Origin of the sequence: Paenibacillus amylolyticus, from assembly GCF_036894225.1 — a bacterium.
In the GTDB taxonomy this organism is placed as follows: domain Bacteria; phylum Bacillota; class Bacilli; order Paenibacillales; family Paenibacillaceae; genus Paenibacillus; species Paenibacillus amylolyticus.
In genome coordinates, this window is record NZ_CP145892.1 from 2,623,443 (window position 1) to 2,640,865 (window position 17,423).

Below are 17,423 nucleotides of genomic sequence, written 5' to 3' on the forward strand. Positions count from 1 at the left end.
CAGGTGATAAGGAGTATACGTGGACTTTTCAAGAAAGCCGATCAAAATGTACCAGACTCATCAGGTCGAGGTATGTTGCTTCAACAAGTGAGCAAGCGATTAGGTAATGCTCAAGTACTTGATGAAATTAATCTGGAAGTGAAGCAGGGCGAATGTGCTGTACTTGTTGGCAGAAACGGCTCTGGCAAAAGCACGTTGCTACGTATGTTGGCAGGTATTTTGTTACCCGATACAGGATCGATCCAGCGCACAATGAAGGGTTCTGATGGGTATGCAGTAGATGGCCTGCCACGTTTGCCCTTTACCTCTGGAGAGTATTTGTGGGACATGGGTCGGATTCGGGGCATTCGCCCCGAAGTACTGCGTGAGCGGATTAGAGAACTTAGTGAACTTTTATATCTGGATACCGCGATCGATCAGAAGTTACCCTTATTATCGAAGGGCACACTGCAAAAAGTGAATTTGATTCAGGCCCTGTTACCTGGACCGGGTGGTCTTTTGTTGCTGGATGAACCGTTGTCAGGCTTGGATATTCCAGCTCAAGAGGGCATTGTATCCTTATTGGGGCAATGGAAGGATGAAGGGACATCCATCGTTACAGCTTGTCATGAACCGTTGCTTATTGAACGTTTGGCAGACCAGGTGATTGTGTTAAAGAAAGGCCGCGTGCTCCGCTACTGGAGTCGTGAAGATATACTTCAAGTTGGCGAACCTGTTGTACGTATTCAGAGTCTGACGGAAGCCGGAGAGGATCTGGCTAACGATCTATCGATTTTACAACAACCGGGAGTACTGTCTTTAGTTCGTAATACAAACTCGGAGAAATCCAATGCTTGGTTGTGGGATTGGAAAGTGGTTCAACAATCAACAGATGATGTCCTCAGAATGATCCTGGCATCCGGAGGTTCGGTTGTGTCTGTACAACAGGAAGAAAGTCAATTACATATGGAAAGTCTGCTGGAAGGACAACATCCAGCTGTACATGCGAGTCGTGGAGCTGTCACAGAATCTGTGGACTTAAGCTCTTCCATGGATGATGCGGGGGGAGAAGCTGAATGATCTATCTGACCCGATATTTGTTAAGGCATCACATTCGCTCACAGAAATATTTTGCACCGGTTATCTTTTATATCATCGCCATGCTGCTGATCTATTCCTACAAACCCAACCCTATTGCGGACAGTTACAGTGTCACGGCTATGCTGTTATTTGTGGCAGCTGCTTGGCTCGGAGTAATGGTGATGAATACCGAACGTGCAAAGCAGTATCAATTACTCGTCCTTCATACAGGAAGCAGGCGTAAAGTTGTATTAAGTCAACTCATCTGTGCCTGGATAATGCAATTCATGCTCACCGTAATCACTGTGCTGTATCCCGTGTTCGCGGGAATGTTTGAGAGACAACCCACAGGTGAGGAGTGGATGATGACTTGGTTAGGACATATGGGGTTATCACTGCTGGGATTAGGCATTAGTGTATTCTTTCAAAAATCGTACATTCCCTTGCTTAGTCGAAGTATGCCTGCCCTCATTATTGTATTATTACTATCGTTTATCCAAGGTTCCTTAAGTGAACGTTTGCCTGAATCGTTAGAATGGCTTGGCCGCATTCTTCCGCCAGCTTTTTATCTGGTTCGTGAGATGATGTTATTTGATGAATCAAAGATGGACTCTTTTGTTTCGGTTATGCTGTGGACTGTGCTCTATGCATTAGGGTTACTAATCATCCATGTGTGGCTGTCCGGAAGAAGAGATCTGCGGAGTTAGAAGACGCGCTTCCCGATAACTTGAATGTTGCTCTTGGTTTGGTTAGGATAGAGGGACATGGAATGGTTAACATTGTACGGTTGAAGGGGGCGCTCGCATATGCAAAATACAGATATCCAGAATGGTGACATGCTGGACAGCGAACACTCCAGGGAATTGTTTGCCTATTACGGATTGGCAGTGTACTACGGGCAGGCGCTTGAACAGCAGCTGGTCAATCTGATTTTATTAATGAAAATGTCTCAGGGCAAAGCCGTGTCTGAAGAGGATCTGGAAGATCTGTACGAACGAAAGATGAGCAGTTCACTGGGACAGCTCATTCACGAAGTGCGCCATCATTTTACATTCTCCGAGGAAGAGACTCTTCAATTGAATGAGTTATGGCAGCAACGTAACCGTATCGTACATCACTACTTCAAGGAACGAATCCATGAGACATTCAGTCCGGAAGGACGATCACGTATGATTAAGGAATTGGAGGATTTCAAAGACCGTGCACAGGAGTTGGAGATCCGTCTTCAGCAATATACGGGTGCATGGATTGCAGAGCTTGGTCTGGATGCCGAATCCGCAGCAGCTCTGCAAACGCTGGAGCGTATGCATACCGAGAGTATGCAAGCAAGGGCTTTGGAAGAGGATGAATGACAAGCAAACGGATAACGAAACGCTGGATATTAATGACGGCTCTGGCTGTAGTATTGGTTGGAATCCTGTGGACTGTGGTTACAGCAATCCGTATATCTGCATATACGGATGAGGATTCATCCAGGATATCGGACGCAGCAATCATTCTGGGCGCAGCCGTGGCGGGGGATAACCCTTCACCTGTATTTCGCGAACGTATTGAACACGGGATTGAATTATACCGTCAGGGTACCGTTCGTAATCTGCTTTTCACAGGTGGATCAGGTGATGATGGAGAACATACGGAAGCTGAAGTGGGTCAGAAGTATGCCATCACACATGGAGTAGATCCTGCGGACATTCGCATAGAGACCAAATCCAGAATTACCGAGGAGAACCTGGTCAATTCAATTCCGATTGGTGAACAGGCCGGTTATCAAACCTATACGATTGTGAGTGATCCATTACATATGAAACGGGCCATGAAGCTGGCTGTCGGACTGGGTATGGATGCTGTACCCTCTCCGACACGAACTACGGCTTATCGAACCTGGCGCAGCAAGTTTCCTTTTCTCGCAAGAGAGACCGTGATGTACATGGGATATACGATCAAAGGATGGATAGACAATCCGCAGCAGCCATGAGGCTGCACGCGGATTGTTTTTTTGTCTGGACGAAATCGAAATAAACAGTATCGGAACCTGAATCCCGATGAAAATACAAAAAAACCGATCTACACCGCAAACCCTGAGGTAGCTGTGTAGATCGGTTTTTGTTTTGCCGTCGAGTACATCATTTTGATTGGTTACTTAAAGAGCTATCTGTTTTACTCTGTTATGCATTGCCTCCGGCAAAGGAGGTTGAGGTTGGAATGATCTCACCCGACGGATTTTCGCTGGTTGCACTCGTTGCTGCTTGCGCACCTTGTTGAAGCTGATACATCTTATAATAGCGGCCTTTAAGCTCCATCAGTTCATCATGTGCACCCTGCTCAACGATACGCCCGCGATGCAGAACCAGAATTTGATCTGCCGAACGAATGGTGGAGAGACGGTGAGCAATGATGAAGGTGGTACGTCCTTTTTTGAGGACTTCGAGTGCGTTCTGAATCAAAGCTTCTGTTTCCGTATCGATATTGGCTGTAGCTTCATCCAAAATGAGGATGGCCGGATCAAACGCCAGTGCCCGAGCAAAGGAGATCAACTGACGCTGTCCAGCAGACAATGTGCTTCCTTTTTCGATGACAGGTTCGTCAAAGCCTTGAGGCAAATGAGCCAGTATACGTTCAGCGCCTACATCACGCAGCGCCTGTTCAATTCGTTCACGGGAGATCTTCTCATCGCCGAGACTGACGTTGGAAGCAATGGTGCCTGTGAACAGATACGGGTCCTGCAATACAATCCCCATATGCTCGCGAATCCACTGTTTAGGCAGATCTTTGACGTTCTGACCGTCAATCGTGATCTTGCCTTTTTGCGGGTCATAGAACCGGAATAGCAGGTTGATAATTGAGCTTTTACCCGAACCGGTATGACCGACCAGAGCGACCGTCTGACCTTGGGATGCTTTGAATGAGATATTGTTAAGCACGTAATCTTTTTTATAGGCAAAGGATACATCATCGAAGACAACATTCCCTTTGTATCTTGGCATAGAGCCATCGGTTACAGCTTCTCCCTTTTCATCCATCAGCTCAAAGACGCGACCAGCAGATACGAGGGAGGAGTCCAGGTTGGCGAGTTGATTCACCATACCGGTGATTGGCTGGAACAAGCGACCCAGAACATCTACGAAGGCATACAGAACACCAAGGGAGATAATACTTGTGCCATCCAACACGCTGGAACCGAAGTACCACAGGACAACCGCAAAGGCGATATTCCGTAATACGTTAACCAGATTGTGTGAGGTGAAGGCATTTAGGTTAAGCATTTTGTTCTGGTGTTTCATATAGTCATCATTTAGATCTTCGAATTCCTGTTTGGTTTGTTTCTGATGGCGGAATACGCGGATAATGGACATCCCCTGAATGGATTCGTTAATGATTGCATTGATCTCACTCAGTCGGGATCGAATGATCGTGTTGTAGCGAGTAGCGAATTTGCGATAGAGCACAATCCATGTAATGAGCATCGGCACAACGAATAATGAGATTAGACCCAGGCGAACATCAAGCAGGAAGAGTGCGACATACACACCTGTAATCGTGATGATTCCTGAGAAAAAGTTCGAAAGAACAGCAACGAACAGATCCTTGACGGCTTCTGTGTCGTTTGTGACCCGAGATACAACTTTACCTGCGGGCAGGTTATCAAAAAAGTGCACCGGCAGTCGCTGAATATGGGCATACACATCGTTACGCAGTCTTTGAATGACCTTGTTGGCCGAGGATTGCAGCCAGAAAGTTTTACCAAACTCCATAATGACCGAGATCACGAGGAAGATCATGTAATACACAATTAATTGATAGATGCTGGGCATCTCCGGTTTGTAAAAAGCAAACAGTTCACCCGCGGACAGGGGTGTTGCCGCATATTGGCCTGTTACCTCACCTGCGCGTGTAACCGTGAGGGTTCCATCCGTATATGTGCGGTCCCCGTCAGGTGCGCTTACCGGTTCGTTTACAAAATAAAAACTTCTGCCGGCTTGTAATACTCGCACTTCGGAACCTTTGTTTTCATCCGGTTCGAACAAGCCTTCGCGTTTGTAGTTCTTACCGTTGTAGACTGCGGCTTCATCAGAAGCTGTTGTCTCATAGAAAGGCTGCTCAATCGCGAGCAAGTGATTATCGATCATGGATTTGGCGATGAACGGCCCGGCAAGCTCGGCCGCAACACCAATGGTAAGCATAATTAATGCAGCGATAAATGTTCCTTTGGCTTTCAAGGCGTAATCAAGCAGCCTTTTGCCTGTATTAGACTTCAATGAATTGACCTCCTACGTGGACAGATTGGACTCGACCTGTTGCCGTTCATACTGTTCACGGTACCAGCCGTTCATGGCTAACAATTCCTGGTGAGTGCCTTCTTCCGTAATTTTTCCGTGCTCCAGTACGATGATTCGGTCAGCATGTTCAATAGCAGACAGGCGATGAGTCGAGATCAGCGTGGTTTTGCCCGAGCGTTTGTTGCGTATATTTTCAATGATTTTGGCTTCAGTACGTGCATCGACCGCAGATAAGGCATCATCGAGGATCAGAATATCAGGATTAGCAATAAAGGCACGCGCCAGCGATACCCGCTGTTTCTGTCCACCGGACAGAGAGATTCCTTTTTCACCAACGAGTGTATCCAGTCCATCGGACAAAGTCCCCAGATCCCCGTCAAAAGCGGCGGTACGAATGGCTTCCATGATGACTTCATCACTGGCCCCAGGTTGACCGAATTGAATGTTTTGACGAACTGATTTGGAGAACAGAACTTGTTCCTGTGGTACGTACCCAATCCAGCTGTGCAAGTCATCTTTGGCGATATCCTGAATCGGATGACCCGAGATGCTTAATGTGCCCGAACCGGCAGGGTATTCATGAAGCAGTTGTTTGAGTAAAGTAGACTTACCGCTACCCGTACGACCCACAACACCCAATGTTTGACCCCGTCGCAGCGAAAAGCTGATGTGACTGAGATTGTCGACAGTGGAACTTGGGTAACGGAATGTAACATCCTGCATCGCAATTTCTTCCGGATTCGGAACGTGAGCAGGTTGCTCCACATCTTGTACGGCAGGTTCTACTGATAAAGTCTCGTTGACCCGATCAAGCGAAGCGCTACCACGTTGCATCAGGTTAATTAATTCGCCGATGGCAAACATGGGCCAGATCATCATCCCCAGGTACATGTTAAACGATACGAGATCCCCCAGGGTAATTTCATTATGAAATACAAGATAAATGCCGTAGGCAAGTGCAATCACATAACTGAGTCCTACGAAGAGGCGGATGGTGGGTTCAAATAGGGCATCCATTCTGGCAACAGCCAGATTTTTTCGATACACATCTTCGGTCACGTCGGCGAACCGTTTCTCGTCCAGACGTTCCTGCACATAAGCACGCACGACACGAATCCCGGCGATGGATTCCAGCACCTGGTCGTTCATATCTCCGAATGCATCCTGTGCCAGGGTGTAACGTTGATGTACAGCTTTACCATAGATCATCATGGCAATGGCGATAAAAGGTAATGGCAGGATTGCCGCCAAGGTCAGTTTCCAACTAACCAGAAAACCCATGGCGAACAATACGGTGGCCAGAAAGGCTGTAGAGTCTGTTAAGGTCAGCATGCCGAAGCCTGCTGTAGTGGCAATGGAACGAAGATCATTGGTGGCCCGAGCCATCAGATCTCCTGTTCTGTTTTTCTCAAAAAAGGGAGGAGTCATCCGTAACAAGTGGTCCATAAAGCGTGAACGAAGCAGCCGCTCCACTAGGTTGGCACCACCAAACAGTTTGTGCATCCAAACGTATGTAACCAGATAGATAATGATGACCGTTCCCAGAATAAGCAAAATATAACGCGTAAGTGAGGTGCCGGTAATGGAACCGCGCACAATCTCGTCGATGGCATTACCAAGAAGACGAGGAGGCAGCAGTTCGGCAATGCCCACCAGAATAAGCAAAATGACACCGGTTAGGTATCGTTTGCGTTCCAGCCGGAAGAACCAGGCCAGGTTTTTAAGTACAGAGAACAAGTGTTATCCCTTCCTTTCGATGTCCGAGAAATGCAAATTCCGTTCATGAATGCCGAAATGTACCCACAAAAAAAGACATACCGCACGCAGGCGGTATGTCTTCATATAATCATACGGCAGCATGGCTCAGAGAACAGAGCCGTCACCATATATAAGTTCGATTGTGAGTATACATCACAGAGGTTCTAATGAAAGATCGCCTGTCATGCCGACTTATGAACGGAATAATGATTTCGGGTGTGCTCCGGTATTTAGTTGTGTGCTGAATTGACCTATCATATGTTTGTTAAACACCGTAATCACCCTTTCTTTTTTTGGAAATAAATACAATGTAGACCTCGTATGTTTGCATCTTAACACCGGCTTTTACAATCTGTCAAACATTTTTCACAACTTATTTTGTCTTTATGTGGTCACTTGGGTTTGTATTCAAGTCCCTGTCGAGATATGATGGAACATATATATACAGAAGGAGCTGACACCAAATGAGTACCATACATGTATCCGATCAAGCTGCTCGCTGGTACAAGGAAGAGCTGAATTTGAACGAGGGAGACAGCATTCGATTTTTTGCACGTTATAGCTCTGGCGGAGGTCTTCACCCTGGATTTTCGCTAGGTATTGCTGTAGAGAAACCGAGACATCCTGCGGATCAAACCGAAGTGTCGGGGATTCAATTCTTCATGGAAGATCACGATTATTGGTATCTGAAAGGGCACCAACTGCATGTGGACATCGTTGATGAAGGTCAGGATATCGAATATCGTTACACGGAAGTCTAAGCAATAGATGGATTACAGGTCGCCACCGGCTTCCGAGTAGGAGGAGGGGATAAGCAGTGAATCTGCCACCACGAGATTTGGCCCAGTATATCGCAAAACGCTCTCATATTGTTGTAAAAGCGGCGGTGCGGGCTGAGAACGAACAAGGTGAATTACTGCTGATTCAGCATGCTGAACATGGTCACTGGCGGTTGCCAGCAGGTGAGATGCGCCCGGGTGAGGCTATTGAAGATGCTGCACATCGGGAGTTATGGGAAGAGACAGGTTGGACTGCTGATACCATGACACTGGAAGGTCTCTATTCGGGGCCTGACCTTCGGTATTTGCATTCAAGCGGAGATGAAGAGTATTATGTCATTGCCATGTTTCGGACAGTGATCATTCAGGATGACCTTGTGGAGTCGCGTGTAAATAGTGATGCAGGTCTGAAGTTTTTTACGCTGGAGTCGTTACCACCTCTTAATCAGATTAGCCGAATCCTGTTAGCGCGGGATATTGCAGAATAAAATAAGTGTTGACGCAAAAAATGACCTTGGCATGCACGATACAGTGGATGCCAAGGTCATTTTTTAAAAAATCCGATTCACGTGCTCAGAGCATGAATTACACCTGATCCAGTGGTTCATCATCCATCGCAAAATCAAAATCATCAATATCAAATACCTGTACAGGTGATTCAGACTCAATTATGCGTGCAATCAGTTCAACCTGATCGGTAAGAATCGGGATACTCAGGCGCTGAGATGTCAGCAGCAGTTCGGTCTCAATGGGATCGAAATACTCCCCGTACTGTGCCGTATCTATTGCATTGATAATGGCAATGGATACTTGGTCACCAAATAAAATGGAGGGGCTTTTGGCCCATGGAACAAGTAACGCACGCTCTATTTTTTTCTTATTCAGCGGTTCCTCGAAATAAGAAATCATTTCATTGATTTTGGATTTCACATGCTGATCATCTGCCGGGTTATCCATCATGGGATCAGGACTGGTCTGGAATTCATATAGCTCAAGGATGGTGGTATAAGGAACAATATATTCAACAGGCGCGGGCGGCGCTAACAATTGACCGTAAATGGCCACCATCACGGCTTCTGTAATAAACTGACGTGACATGGTTCCTGAATCCTCCTGCGCCATTAATAGTTGCAAAGTGAATCTATATTTTCATGCAACAGCATAACCACAATAGTACGTGTTCAAATAGGACGGTTTTCAGTACCGAGAAGATGGGATGAAGCTAGAAATGGAGTAGCGGAGCGTAGGGAAAACTACGTGAGCAACCGCAATGTTTCCAAAGGAAACATACTTCGTAAGCCTCCCGCTTATTTCGGCTGAATTCCATATTCGATGCTGATGATGCCTCTAGGCATCCTTCGTAATCAAAAGCGGACTTTTTGAACAACCTCTAATGTGGATTATTCTGCTGTAGACTCGTGTACATGATTTGCATGAATAGAAGTATATCACACAACGGTGGGAAATACAGCCAATCTGCATAGCATGTAAGGTCACAAGCTTCACAATTTGATTCAGGATTTGCCCAGCAGCAATGATAAAATTCCCGCCGCAATCAATGGACCCACAGGCACACCCTTGAATAGGGCAACCCCAAGTACCGTTCCGATTAACAGCCCTGCAACGACAGTTGGCTGTGTACCCATCAACGTAGCGCCACGTCCTCCGAGATATGCCACCAGTAATCCTACGCCAATGGCGAGCAGTGATTTCCAGTGCAGGAAAGACTCACCGATCGTCTGCAGACTCATCTTGCCACTGGCAAGAGGTGCCATCACGCCAATGGTCAGAATGATAATGCCCAGTGTAAGTCCGTATTTTTCAAGCCATGGAAATGCCTGATTCAGGTTCAGGACTCGTAGCAACAACAGAAATACCATCGCTACGGTCACAGGTGTGTTGCTGCTGATAATCCCGAGAGCCGCAAATACGAGCAACAGCAGGGAAGTCATATCCATTGTTTTCATTTCCCTTCAGTCTGTCCACGTTGTTTGCTAACGATATGTTCCGCAATGTAACGTCCATGCCAGCGCCCGGATTCAATAAAGACTTCATTGGCATTACGACCCGAAGCGATGACTCCGCCCACATATACACCAGGTACGCTGCTTTCCATCGTTTGTGCATCATATAGAGGTTTATCCATATCATCAGACATCTCCACACCTACCGACGTGAGTAGTTGACGATCTGGACGGAAACCGGTCATTGCCAGTACGAAGTCATTATCCAGTTCCCGAGTGGAACCATCCGTGTGTATCAGACGAATCGAATCATCGAGTATTTCATTCACGCGTGATTCCAGGTGGAGTGTGATATGACCTTTTGTCACCATGCTCTCGAATAGCGGACGTACCCACGGTTTAATATGCTGGGACAGACCACTGCCGCGATAAACCATATCAATATGTGCTCCGACCCGAACCAGTTCCATGGCTGCATCCACGGCTGAGTTGCTTCCGCCAATAATGGCGACACGTGTACGGGTATAAGGGTGGGCTTCCCGGAAGTAGTGGGTTACCTTATCTTTATCTTCTCCAGGGATGCCCAGATAGTTAGGATGGTCAAAATAACCGGTAGCTACAACTACATTGCGTCCAACATGTACGATGGCCTCCCCGCGGCGATTGAGCGTATGTACCTCAAACGTACCATCATCCTTGCGTTTAATTTCACGGGCTTCCTCATAGTTATGAACACGCAGACCAAAATGTTCGGCTACCCTGCGATAATAGGCAAGTGCTTCATAACGAAACGGTTTATCATTAGGTGTGCTGAACGGAACGTTTCCGATCTCAAGCAGCGGGGCTGTGCTGAAAAACTGCATATGGGTTGGATACAGATAAATAGATTGAACGATATTGTATTTCTCAACGATCACAGCGGACAGTCCCAGCCGCTCACATTCAATGGCAGCAGACAGACCGCATGGGCCTCCGCCGATAATAATGACATCTTCCATGTTCTTAATCCTCCTTATTTCAAGCAATATAATCCTACCGTAAATAACGAGCCAATGCCAGTTCAAGCGTGGAGTTTAATTAGACAAGCTTACTTGAAACCAAAGGAGTTGACGTGTAGAGGAGAAAAGACTAATATCAAATTAGATATATATCTAATTGAAAGCGAGATGAACGATGATGCAGCTGGAGAAAATTGTGGCTTATCATAAAGCGTTGGCTGACCCGACCCGGCTTCGCATGCTGCTGTTGTTGGCACAGGGTGAACTGCACGGACAGGCACTTGCCGAGCGGCTGAATCTTTCACAGCCAACCGTGACACATCATGCATCCAAGCTGAGAGAGGCGGCGCTGATTAAGGAACGACGGGAGAAAAATACAGTGTATTTCACACTCAATCCTTCGTTTATCCGCGAGAATGCACAGGCTTCGGTTGATTTTATCTTTAATCGAGAGGAGGTTACGGATATGAGTGATGTGAACGAAACATTGAAAGCGTCGGTCATGAGAAATTTTTTCTCCAAAGATGGACGACTGCGTCAGATTCCGGCTCAATACAAGAAAAAACTGATTGTACTTGGTCATCTGGTCGAGCAGCTTGAATTTGGTCGGAAGTATACAGAAAAAGAAATCAATACATTTATAAAGCAATACCATGAAGACTTTGCCACGATTCGGCGGGAATTTATCATGCATCAGTTCATGTATCGGGAAGAGGAGATCTATGAATTGAATCCGAAGGAAATGTGGACACGCTGGGATCAGGTCAAATAGAGTAGCTGGTGGTAAAAAAAGTTTGGGCTTGACAACTGTAAAGCTAAGTGTGTAACATAATGGATAATTCTACAAGGGAGGCGATTGTTTATGACAAACTTAAATGCAGTATACGTTAATTTGAATATGAACAGCGTCTCCGGAACGGATCAAAGCATGTAATTTTGCGTTAGCTGGATAGCAGTATCCATTGTAACGTGATGTATTGCATGCTCAGATGAAGCCACGGGTGACGCACCCGTGGCTTTTTTGTTTGCCGATAAAAGGGTGTTCCTGAATTGTTTATATCGGAGGGTTAAGTATTTTATCCGGTAGATCTACAAGAAGGGATGATCTTTGATTCGGCTAACTACTTATTGCTGCGGGTGTATTTCTACTCGTGGTTTTTTTGTTTTGATCTGAACCGGAGATGATTGTTCACTCGGCTTGAACGAAGTAAACAACTTATTTTGGGAGGAATTTTTATTTTAGATAACCATATTGAGAAGTACGGCTGGTCTGCAAAGTGGCAGGAACTGTGGCAAGAGACAGGGATGGAAGAGCAGGAGAAAAAGCCAGCCAGAATTATCGCAGACCATGGACATCTGCAACGTTTGATTACAGAAGAGGGCGAATGCTGGGGAAGGATTTCGGGCCGAATGCGTCATGATAGTCTGGAGACCAGCTTGGCACCGGTGGTTGGAGATTGGGTGGCCATTACAGGTCAGTCGGGTGAAGAAGCAATTATTCACAATCTGGTGCCACGTCGGAGCAGGGTATCGAGACAGGCGGCAGGTCCGGTGACCAAGGAACAATTAATCGCCGCAAACGTAGATACACTGTTAATCGTGGCTGCACTTAATCATGATTTCAACCTTAGACGACTCGAAAGGTACGTGATGATGGCTTGGAATGGTGGTGTAAGGCCAGTCATTGTTCTGAGCAAAAGTGATCTGTGCAACAATGTGGAAGAACAGATCCGAAGTGTAGAAGGAATCGCCCCAGGCGTTGAAGTGCTTGCGATATCTGCAGTGGAGGGTCAAGGGAAATCCTTACTGGAACGATACTTGCAGCCAGGGCTGACTGTTGCGCTCACAGGATCTTCTGGCAGTGGCAAGTCTACGCTGGTGAACTGGATGATGGGTGAGGATGTGCAGCTTACGCAATCCGTCCGCGAGGGAGATAGTCGTGGGAGACATACGACAACACACCGGGAGATGTTTGTACTTCCACAGGGAGCCGTATTGATCGATACTCCAGGAATGCGCGAGCTTAATCTCTGGGATGAGGGTAATGATGGGCTGTCGCATGCGTTTGGAGAAATTGAAGAACTTGCCGCCACGTGCCGATTTCTGGATTGCAGTCATACACGGGAAGCTGGATGTGCAGTGAAAGAGGCCATACAGGATGGTTCATTGGATGAAAAAAGACTGAATAATTATCTGAAAATGCAGAAGGAATTGCAATATCAGCAACGCAAGGAAGAAGTGGCATCCAGAAGGCGTACCGCTTCCAGTAAACCGGCCAATAGTCGCAAACCCAAGCACTCCCGTAGTGTGAAAGAGTGGGAGGAAGCCTGAAATCAGGCGGGCATCATCCGGTATCATGCATAAGATAGGTCAGGAGGGATGTCATTATGCCAGATTACAGGATTATTGTAGATCTGTCTGACCACATGTTATATCTTCTGGACGGCAATCAGGTAATTAAGGGCTATCCTGTGGCCACCGGCAAGATGCTCACGCAGACTCCAAACGGGGAGTTCACTATTATTAACAAACAATCGAATCCAGGTGGGCCATTTGGCGTGCTCTGGATGGGGCTGTCTGCTCCCCATTATGGCATACACGGAACCAATGAGCCTTGGTCTATTGGCAAATCTGTCTCCCACGGTTGTATACGCATGTACAACTCGGATGTACTGGATCTGTCTTCCAAGGTATCTGTAGGCACTAGGGTAACGATCCGGCCGTAGGGCCGGATTTTACTTTTATAAGAGGTAGTTCAAAAAGTCCACTTTTGATTACGAATCATGCCTAGCGGCATCAGGACTGAAGTGGATGAATTTGGAATTATAAAAAGAAGAACATATAATATGGTAAAAATACGGCAGTTACGAGAGAAAGTGAGTGATAGCTATGCTGATCAGGCGGGCGCGTGAAGGGGATGCGCAGGGGATAGCTCATGTACATACGGAGAGTTGGAAAACAACGTATCGGGGAATTGTGCCTGACGATTTTTTGGATCATTTGACTATAGAATCAAGATTGTCCCAGTGGGAGAAGACCATTCGTTCTGGCGAAAAGGATCAGATCCTGGTGGTAGCTGAACAGGATGATGGGAACATTGTCGGATTTGCTTGTGGGGGTAAGGAGCGTGAAGGCAAATTACCTTATGATGGAGAGTTGTACGCCATATATTTGCTGAAGGAAGTGCAACAAGCGGGGATAGGTCAGCAACTGGCGACACATGTCGTTCATCATCTGCAGACCCACAATATGAAACGTTTGATCATATGGGCTTTGGAGCGTAATTCAGCTTGCCGCTTCTATGAAAAGATGGGAGGCACTCCAGTCCAGACACAGTCCCTCCGCATTGGTGGTCAAGATCTGATCGAAGTTGGCTACGGATGGGAAGACTTGAGCCTCTTTGGAGAGAAGAGCCTGCCCGACTGTTGAAAGACGTCCAGATGGTGAGAGAATAGTGTTGGTTGTATTGTTTCCCTTAAGCTTAAAGAATGGAAGAGCTAATTCAGGTCTTCTCGTTTGCGTAGTTCTTAACAAGGTTAATGATATATTACACCGTTGTGCAGATGTGACATTTAATCTTGATCAGGAGGCGTATTCACATGACTTTAATGGACACTGAACATACAACATGGACGAAACAATATATTAATGGCAGCTGGGTAGATGGCTCTGGTGAGAAAACAATGGAGAATATCAATCCTTATTCGGGAGAAGTAATTGCCACATGGCGCTCTTCCAATAAGAAAGACATAGATAAGGCTTATGAGTCAGCTCAGAAAAATTCGATTGAATGGGCGAAGTCTTTGCCCGCTGCGAAAGAAGAGGTATTGCGTAAAGTTTCATCCCTGATGGCGGAGCGAAAAGAGGAGATCATTCAACTGTTGATTACGGAATCCGGGAGTACCCGAATCAAATCGGAGGCGGAGTTTGCAGCGGCTAAACGCATTGTGGACGAAGCAGCATCTTTTCCTTATCGCATGAAGGGTGAGATTATCCCGTCCAATACCCCTGGCAAAGAGAACCGTGTGGTTCGTGAGCCGAAGGGAGTGATTGGTGTTATCGGGCCATGGAACTTCCCTTTGCATCTATGCCTTCGATCTGTAGCTCCAGCGATTGCTCTTGGTAATGGTGTAGTGATTAAACCAGCATCAGACACTCCAATTACGGCAGGTTGGCTTATTGCCGATTTGTTTGAACAGGCCGGTCTGCCTAAGGGCGTGCTGAATGTCGTTGCCGGAAGTGGCAGCGAGATCGGGGATTACTTTGTCGCTCATCCGGTTCCCAAAGTAATTTCATTTACGGGTTCCACCGAAGTTGGACAAGGGATCGGTAAACTGGCGGGTGAACATTTAAAAGAAACGGCACTGGAACTGGGTGGCAACAACGCCATGGTTGTGCTGGAAGATGCGGACATTGAACGTGCTGCCGAAGCGGCGGTCTTTGGCAAGTTTCTGCATCAGGGACAGATCTGCATGGCTCTGAATCGTATCATTGTGCATGCCGATATTTACGATAAGTTCGTCGATTCATTTGTAGCCAAAACGAAGAATGTCCAGGCAGGTGATCCAGCGGATGCCAAAACACTCGTGGGTCCTCTCATTCGGGAAAAAGAGGTAGAACGATTACAGGAGCTTGTGAACAAAGCCAAAGCTGAAGGAGCCCGGTTATTGCTAGGAGGGACCAGTAAAGGCAGTTTGCTTTCTCCTACTGTACTTGCCGATGTTAAACCTGAACAGGATATCGTGCAGCAGGAATTGTTTGGCCCGGTGGCAGTGATCATGAAGGCTCATGATGAGCAGGAAGCTGTACGTTTGGCGAATGATACTCCTTATGGACTTAGTGGTTCCGTATTCACCAAAGATCTGAATCGGGGATATCAGGTTGCCCAGCGCATTGAATCGGGTATGGTGCATGTAAATGATCAGTCTGTGAACGATGAAGCGCATGTGATGTTTGGCGGTGAAAAAGCTTCAGGGATTGGACGTTTCGGTGGGGATTGGGCCATTGAGAAGTTTACACGTACTCGTTGGATCAGCATTCAGCACCAATATCGGGAATATCCGGGAGTAAAATAAGTCGAAAAAGGGTGAACAAGCAGGGGCATTTATGAATGATTAGAGTGGGTTACAAAAAGATCGACAAATCATGCGAAAGTCCGTCTCCAGCTTGGTGGGACGGGCTTTTTGCACAATTTTACACCTCAGCAAAATACGGCTTAAGATAAGAGTGGAAAAGCTGTTTGGGGCTGACACTATCTGGTTATTTATGGATACACGGAAGAATCGATCCGTAAATCCAATGGCAAAGGGGCTTAAATTCATGTCCATTGACCGCTTTATTCTGAGGAAACTGAATACCTGTCAGGAAGAACATACACGTGCCAATTTGGTTCGGCTGTTTGTCATTCGTATTCGTAAAGCCGAGATTGCGGAAGAACATGATGCCGCCTATGTCCTGAGCAAACTACACTGAGTGAGTGATGGCTGATAATAATTGCGATCCACTGTTAACGTGTATACAACTCAAAAAAGGAAGCTTGTCTATAACGACAGCTTCCTTTTTCATGTCTTGTAATGAATGTGTCTTGGTTGACTCCTTTTAATATAACGATAAAGCAAGGGAGTCGTTTTCACTTCGACTGTGGAGAATGGCTTCTCCATTAACAATCTCAATACTAATTAAAGAATGCAGACATTTTTGAATGGCGCGTTTACCGTTGCTAATTTTATGCTCAAGAGCACTGCTAAGCAATCTTAATGTCTTCTGCATAGGTTGTTTGTTTTCTTGATTAAAATATACAGGGATTGATTTGTTCTGAAAGGTTATTAGGGTTCTCACTTGAAATCACCTCACGGTTGTTATTTCATACAGCTAATATTAAATTCCAATGCTTAAAATTACCTTAAAATCAGCTTATGAAAACATAAAGGTGGGTAATGTTTGAAAAGTGTTCACAATTCAATTGTGAGCGAAGGAATAAAAGTCCTGAAAAACGTAACTTAATTACCATTTAAATGGAACAAAAAACGATAGTTTTCGTATCCTCGCAATATTTAATTGCATAACTGCCACGAAAGTTCTGAGTCGAATGTACGATATTTTAATATATACGTGGGTCATATGTAACAAAATTACAGGTGGTACATTGCAAACAGGGTGTTTATGTAAGAAAATAGGGTTGATATAACGATTCATTCTCTTTTTTTTGATTTAATCTGACATTAGGACAATTTACATATGAGACCATGGGAGGGATTCGGATGATTCTAACCGTGCATTCCGGCCGCGAGGAAGGAGAATGGTTCGACATCGATGTTCCGGACGAATGTACCATCGAACATTTGAAGACATTACTCGGCGTTCGCATTTTTGGACAGGCACCGGGAGACGGCATTCAGTACATCCTTGAAGCCAAGTTTCCAGAAGGTCTGTGGTTCTCTCCGCAGAACGCACAGCAGTTAATGGAAACAGGGCTGCGACAGGGCAGTTGCGTACGTGTCCAGCGGGCTTTTTCAACAACTTCGGAAGAAGCGCCTGTATATGGAAGACGTTCATTGTTTCAGCAGGACAGCAACGAATAGGGCTTTT

19 protein-coding genes are annotated in these 17,423 nt (G+C 46.1%); 13 read left to right on the top strand and 6 right to left on the bottom strand.

What is annotated here, in order from left to right:
* Positions 1–3 precede the first annotated feature (3 nt).
* The 4 genes from V6668_RS11885 to V6668_RS11900 all read left to right on the top strand — a co-directional run bounded on the left by V6668_RS11885 (position 4) and on the right by V6668_RS11900 (position 3,034).
* The gene (locus tag V6668_RS11885; RefSeq protein WP_338708503.1) at positions 4–1,059 is read left to right on the top strand and encodes an ABC transporter ATP-binding protein; all 1,056 of its coding nucleotides are present in this window, start codon (positions 4–6) and stop codon (positions 1,057–1,059) included.
* Entirely contained in the window at positions 1,056–1,766 is a 711-nt protein-coding gene (locus V6668_RS11890; protein WP_338708504.1) for a hypothetical protein, read from the top strand. Before V6668_RS11885 ends, V6668_RS11890 begins: the two co-directional genes overlap by 4 nt.
* A gap of 99 nt (positions 1,767–1,865) precedes the next feature.
* Positions 1,866–2,411: a hypothetical protein gene (locus V6668_RS11895; protein ID WP_051447120.1), complete on the top strand. Its 546-nt coding sequence runs from the start codon at positions 1,866–1,868 to the stop codon at positions 2,409–2,411.
* Positions 2,408–3,034 (top strand): YdcF family protein, encoded by a 627-nt coding sequence (locus V6668_RS11900; RefSeq protein WP_338708505.1) that lies wholly within the window; start codon positions 2,408–2,410, stop codon positions 3,032–3,034. The genes V6668_RS11895 and V6668_RS11900 overlap by 4 nt, the downstream gene beginning before the upstream one ends.
* 190 nt (positions 3,035–3,224) lie before the next feature.
* On the opposite strand, the gene V6668_RS11905 is transcribed toward V6668_RS11900, so the two are convergent.
* Positions 3,225–5,315 carry an ABC transporter ATP-binding protein gene (locus V6668_RS11905; protein ID WP_338708506.1) on the bottom strand — a complete coding sequence of 697 codons (2,091 nt, stop codon included), beginning with the start codon at positions 5,313–5,315 and terminating at the stop codon, positions 3,225–3,227.
* 12 nt (positions 5,316–5,327) lie between these two features.
* The gene (locus V6668_RS11910; RefSeq protein WP_338708507.1) at positions 5,328–7,073 is read right to left on the bottom strand and encodes an ABC transporter ATP-binding protein; all 1,746 of its coding nucleotides are present in this window, start codon (positions 7,071–7,073) and stop codon (positions 5,328–5,330) included.
* A gap of 485 nt (positions 7,074–7,558) precedes the next feature.
* On the opposite strand from V6668_RS11910, the gene V6668_RS11915 reads away from it, so the two are divergent.
* Both V6668_RS11915 and V6668_RS11920 read left to right on the top strand, forming a co-directional pair.
* Positions 7,559–7,855: a HesB/YadR/YfhF family protein gene (locus V6668_RS11915; RefSeq protein ID WP_036609218.1), complete on the top strand. Its 297-nt coding sequence runs from the start codon at positions 7,559–7,561 to the stop codon at positions 7,853–7,855.
* A gap of 56 nt (positions 7,856–7,911) precedes the next feature.
* Positions 7,912–8,361 carry an NUDIX domain-containing protein gene (locus V6668_RS11920; protein WP_338708508.1) on the top strand — a complete coding sequence of 150 codons (450 nt, stop codon included), beginning with the start codon at positions 7,912–7,914 and terminating at the stop codon, positions 8,359–8,361.
* Between the two features lie 97 nt (positions 8,362–8,458).
* Here the strand turns inward: V6668_RS11920 and V6668_RS11925 are convergent, their stop codons facing one another.
* The 3 genes from V6668_RS11925 to V6668_RS11935 form a co-directional block, all read right to left on the bottom strand.
* Entirely contained in the window at positions 8,459–8,971 is a 513-nt protein-coding gene (locus tag V6668_RS11925) for a hypothetical protein (protein ID WP_036609214.1), read from the bottom strand.
* 416 nt (positions 8,972–9,387) lie between these two features.
* A complete protein-coding gene (locus V6668_RS11930; RefSeq protein ID WP_036609212.1) occupies positions 9,388–9,831 on the bottom strand; it encodes a DUF441 domain-containing protein in 444 nt (147 codons plus the stop codon).
* Between the two features lie 5 nt (positions 9,832–9,836).
* Complete coding sequence (locus tag V6668_RS11935; RefSeq protein WP_076249782.1) at positions 9,837–10,835, bottom strand: YpdA family putative bacillithiol disulfide reductase; 999 nt, start codon at positions 10,833–10,835, stop codon at positions 9,837–9,839.
* 178 nt (positions 10,836–11,013) lie between these two features.
* On the opposite strand from V6668_RS11935, the gene V6668_RS11940 reads away from it, so the two are divergent.
* From V6668_RS11940 to V6668_RS11965, 6 genes are all read left to right on the top strand, one after another.
* The gene (locus V6668_RS11940; RefSeq protein ID WP_100529429.1) at positions 11,014–11,607 is read left to right on the top strand and encodes a metalloregulator ArsR/SmtB family transcription factor; all 594 of its coding nucleotides are present in this window, start codon (positions 11,014–11,016) and stop codon (positions 11,605–11,607) included.
* A gap of 533 nt (positions 11,608–12,140) precedes the next feature.
* Complete coding sequence (rsgA, locus tag V6668_RS11945) at positions 12,141–13,166, top strand: ribosome small subunit-dependent GTPase A (RefSeq protein WP_422395277.1); 1,026 nt, start codon at positions 12,141–12,143, stop codon at positions 13,164–13,166.
* Between the two features lie 56 nt (positions 13,167–13,222).
* Complete coding sequence (locus tag V6668_RS11950; RefSeq protein ID WP_076318547.1) at positions 13,223–13,561, top strand: L,D-transpeptidase; 339 nt, start codon at positions 13,223–13,225, stop codon at positions 13,559–13,561.
* Positions 13,562–13,724: 163 nt separating this feature from the next.
* Positions 13,725–14,264, top strand: a complete 540-nt coding sequence (locus V6668_RS11955) for a GNAT family N-acetyltransferase (RefSeq protein WP_338708510.1) — start codon at positions 13,725–13,727, stop codon at positions 14,262–14,264.
* A 170-nt stretch (positions 14,265–14,434) separates the two neighbouring features.
* A complete protein-coding gene (locus V6668_RS11960) occupies positions 14,435–15,910 on the top strand; it encodes an aldehyde dehydrogenase family protein (protein WP_338708512.1) in 1,476 nt (491 codons plus the stop codon).
* Positions 15,911–16,100: 190 nt separating this feature from the next.
* Complete coding sequence (locus tag V6668_RS11965; protein ID WP_133384357.1) at positions 16,101–16,307, top strand: hypothetical protein; 207 nt, start codon at positions 16,101–16,103, stop codon at positions 16,305–16,307.
* A 126-nt stretch (positions 16,308–16,433) separates the two neighbouring features.
* Here the strand turns inward: V6668_RS11965 and V6668_RS11970 are convergent, their stop codons facing one another.
* Positions 16,434–16,673 (bottom strand): hypothetical protein, encoded by a 240-nt coding sequence (locus V6668_RS11970; protein WP_074094612.1) that lies wholly within the window; start codon positions 16,671–16,673, stop codon positions 16,434–16,436.
* 422 nt (positions 16,674–17,095) lie between these two features.
* On the opposite strand from V6668_RS11970, the gene V6668_RS11975 reads away from it, so the two are divergent.
* Positions 17,096–17,416 (top strand): hypothetical protein, encoded by a 321-nt coding sequence (locus V6668_RS11975; RefSeq protein ID WP_036609203.1) that lies wholly within the window; start codon positions 17,096–17,098, stop codon positions 17,414–17,416.
* The last annotated feature ends 7 nt before the right edge of the window (positions 17,417–17,423 follow it).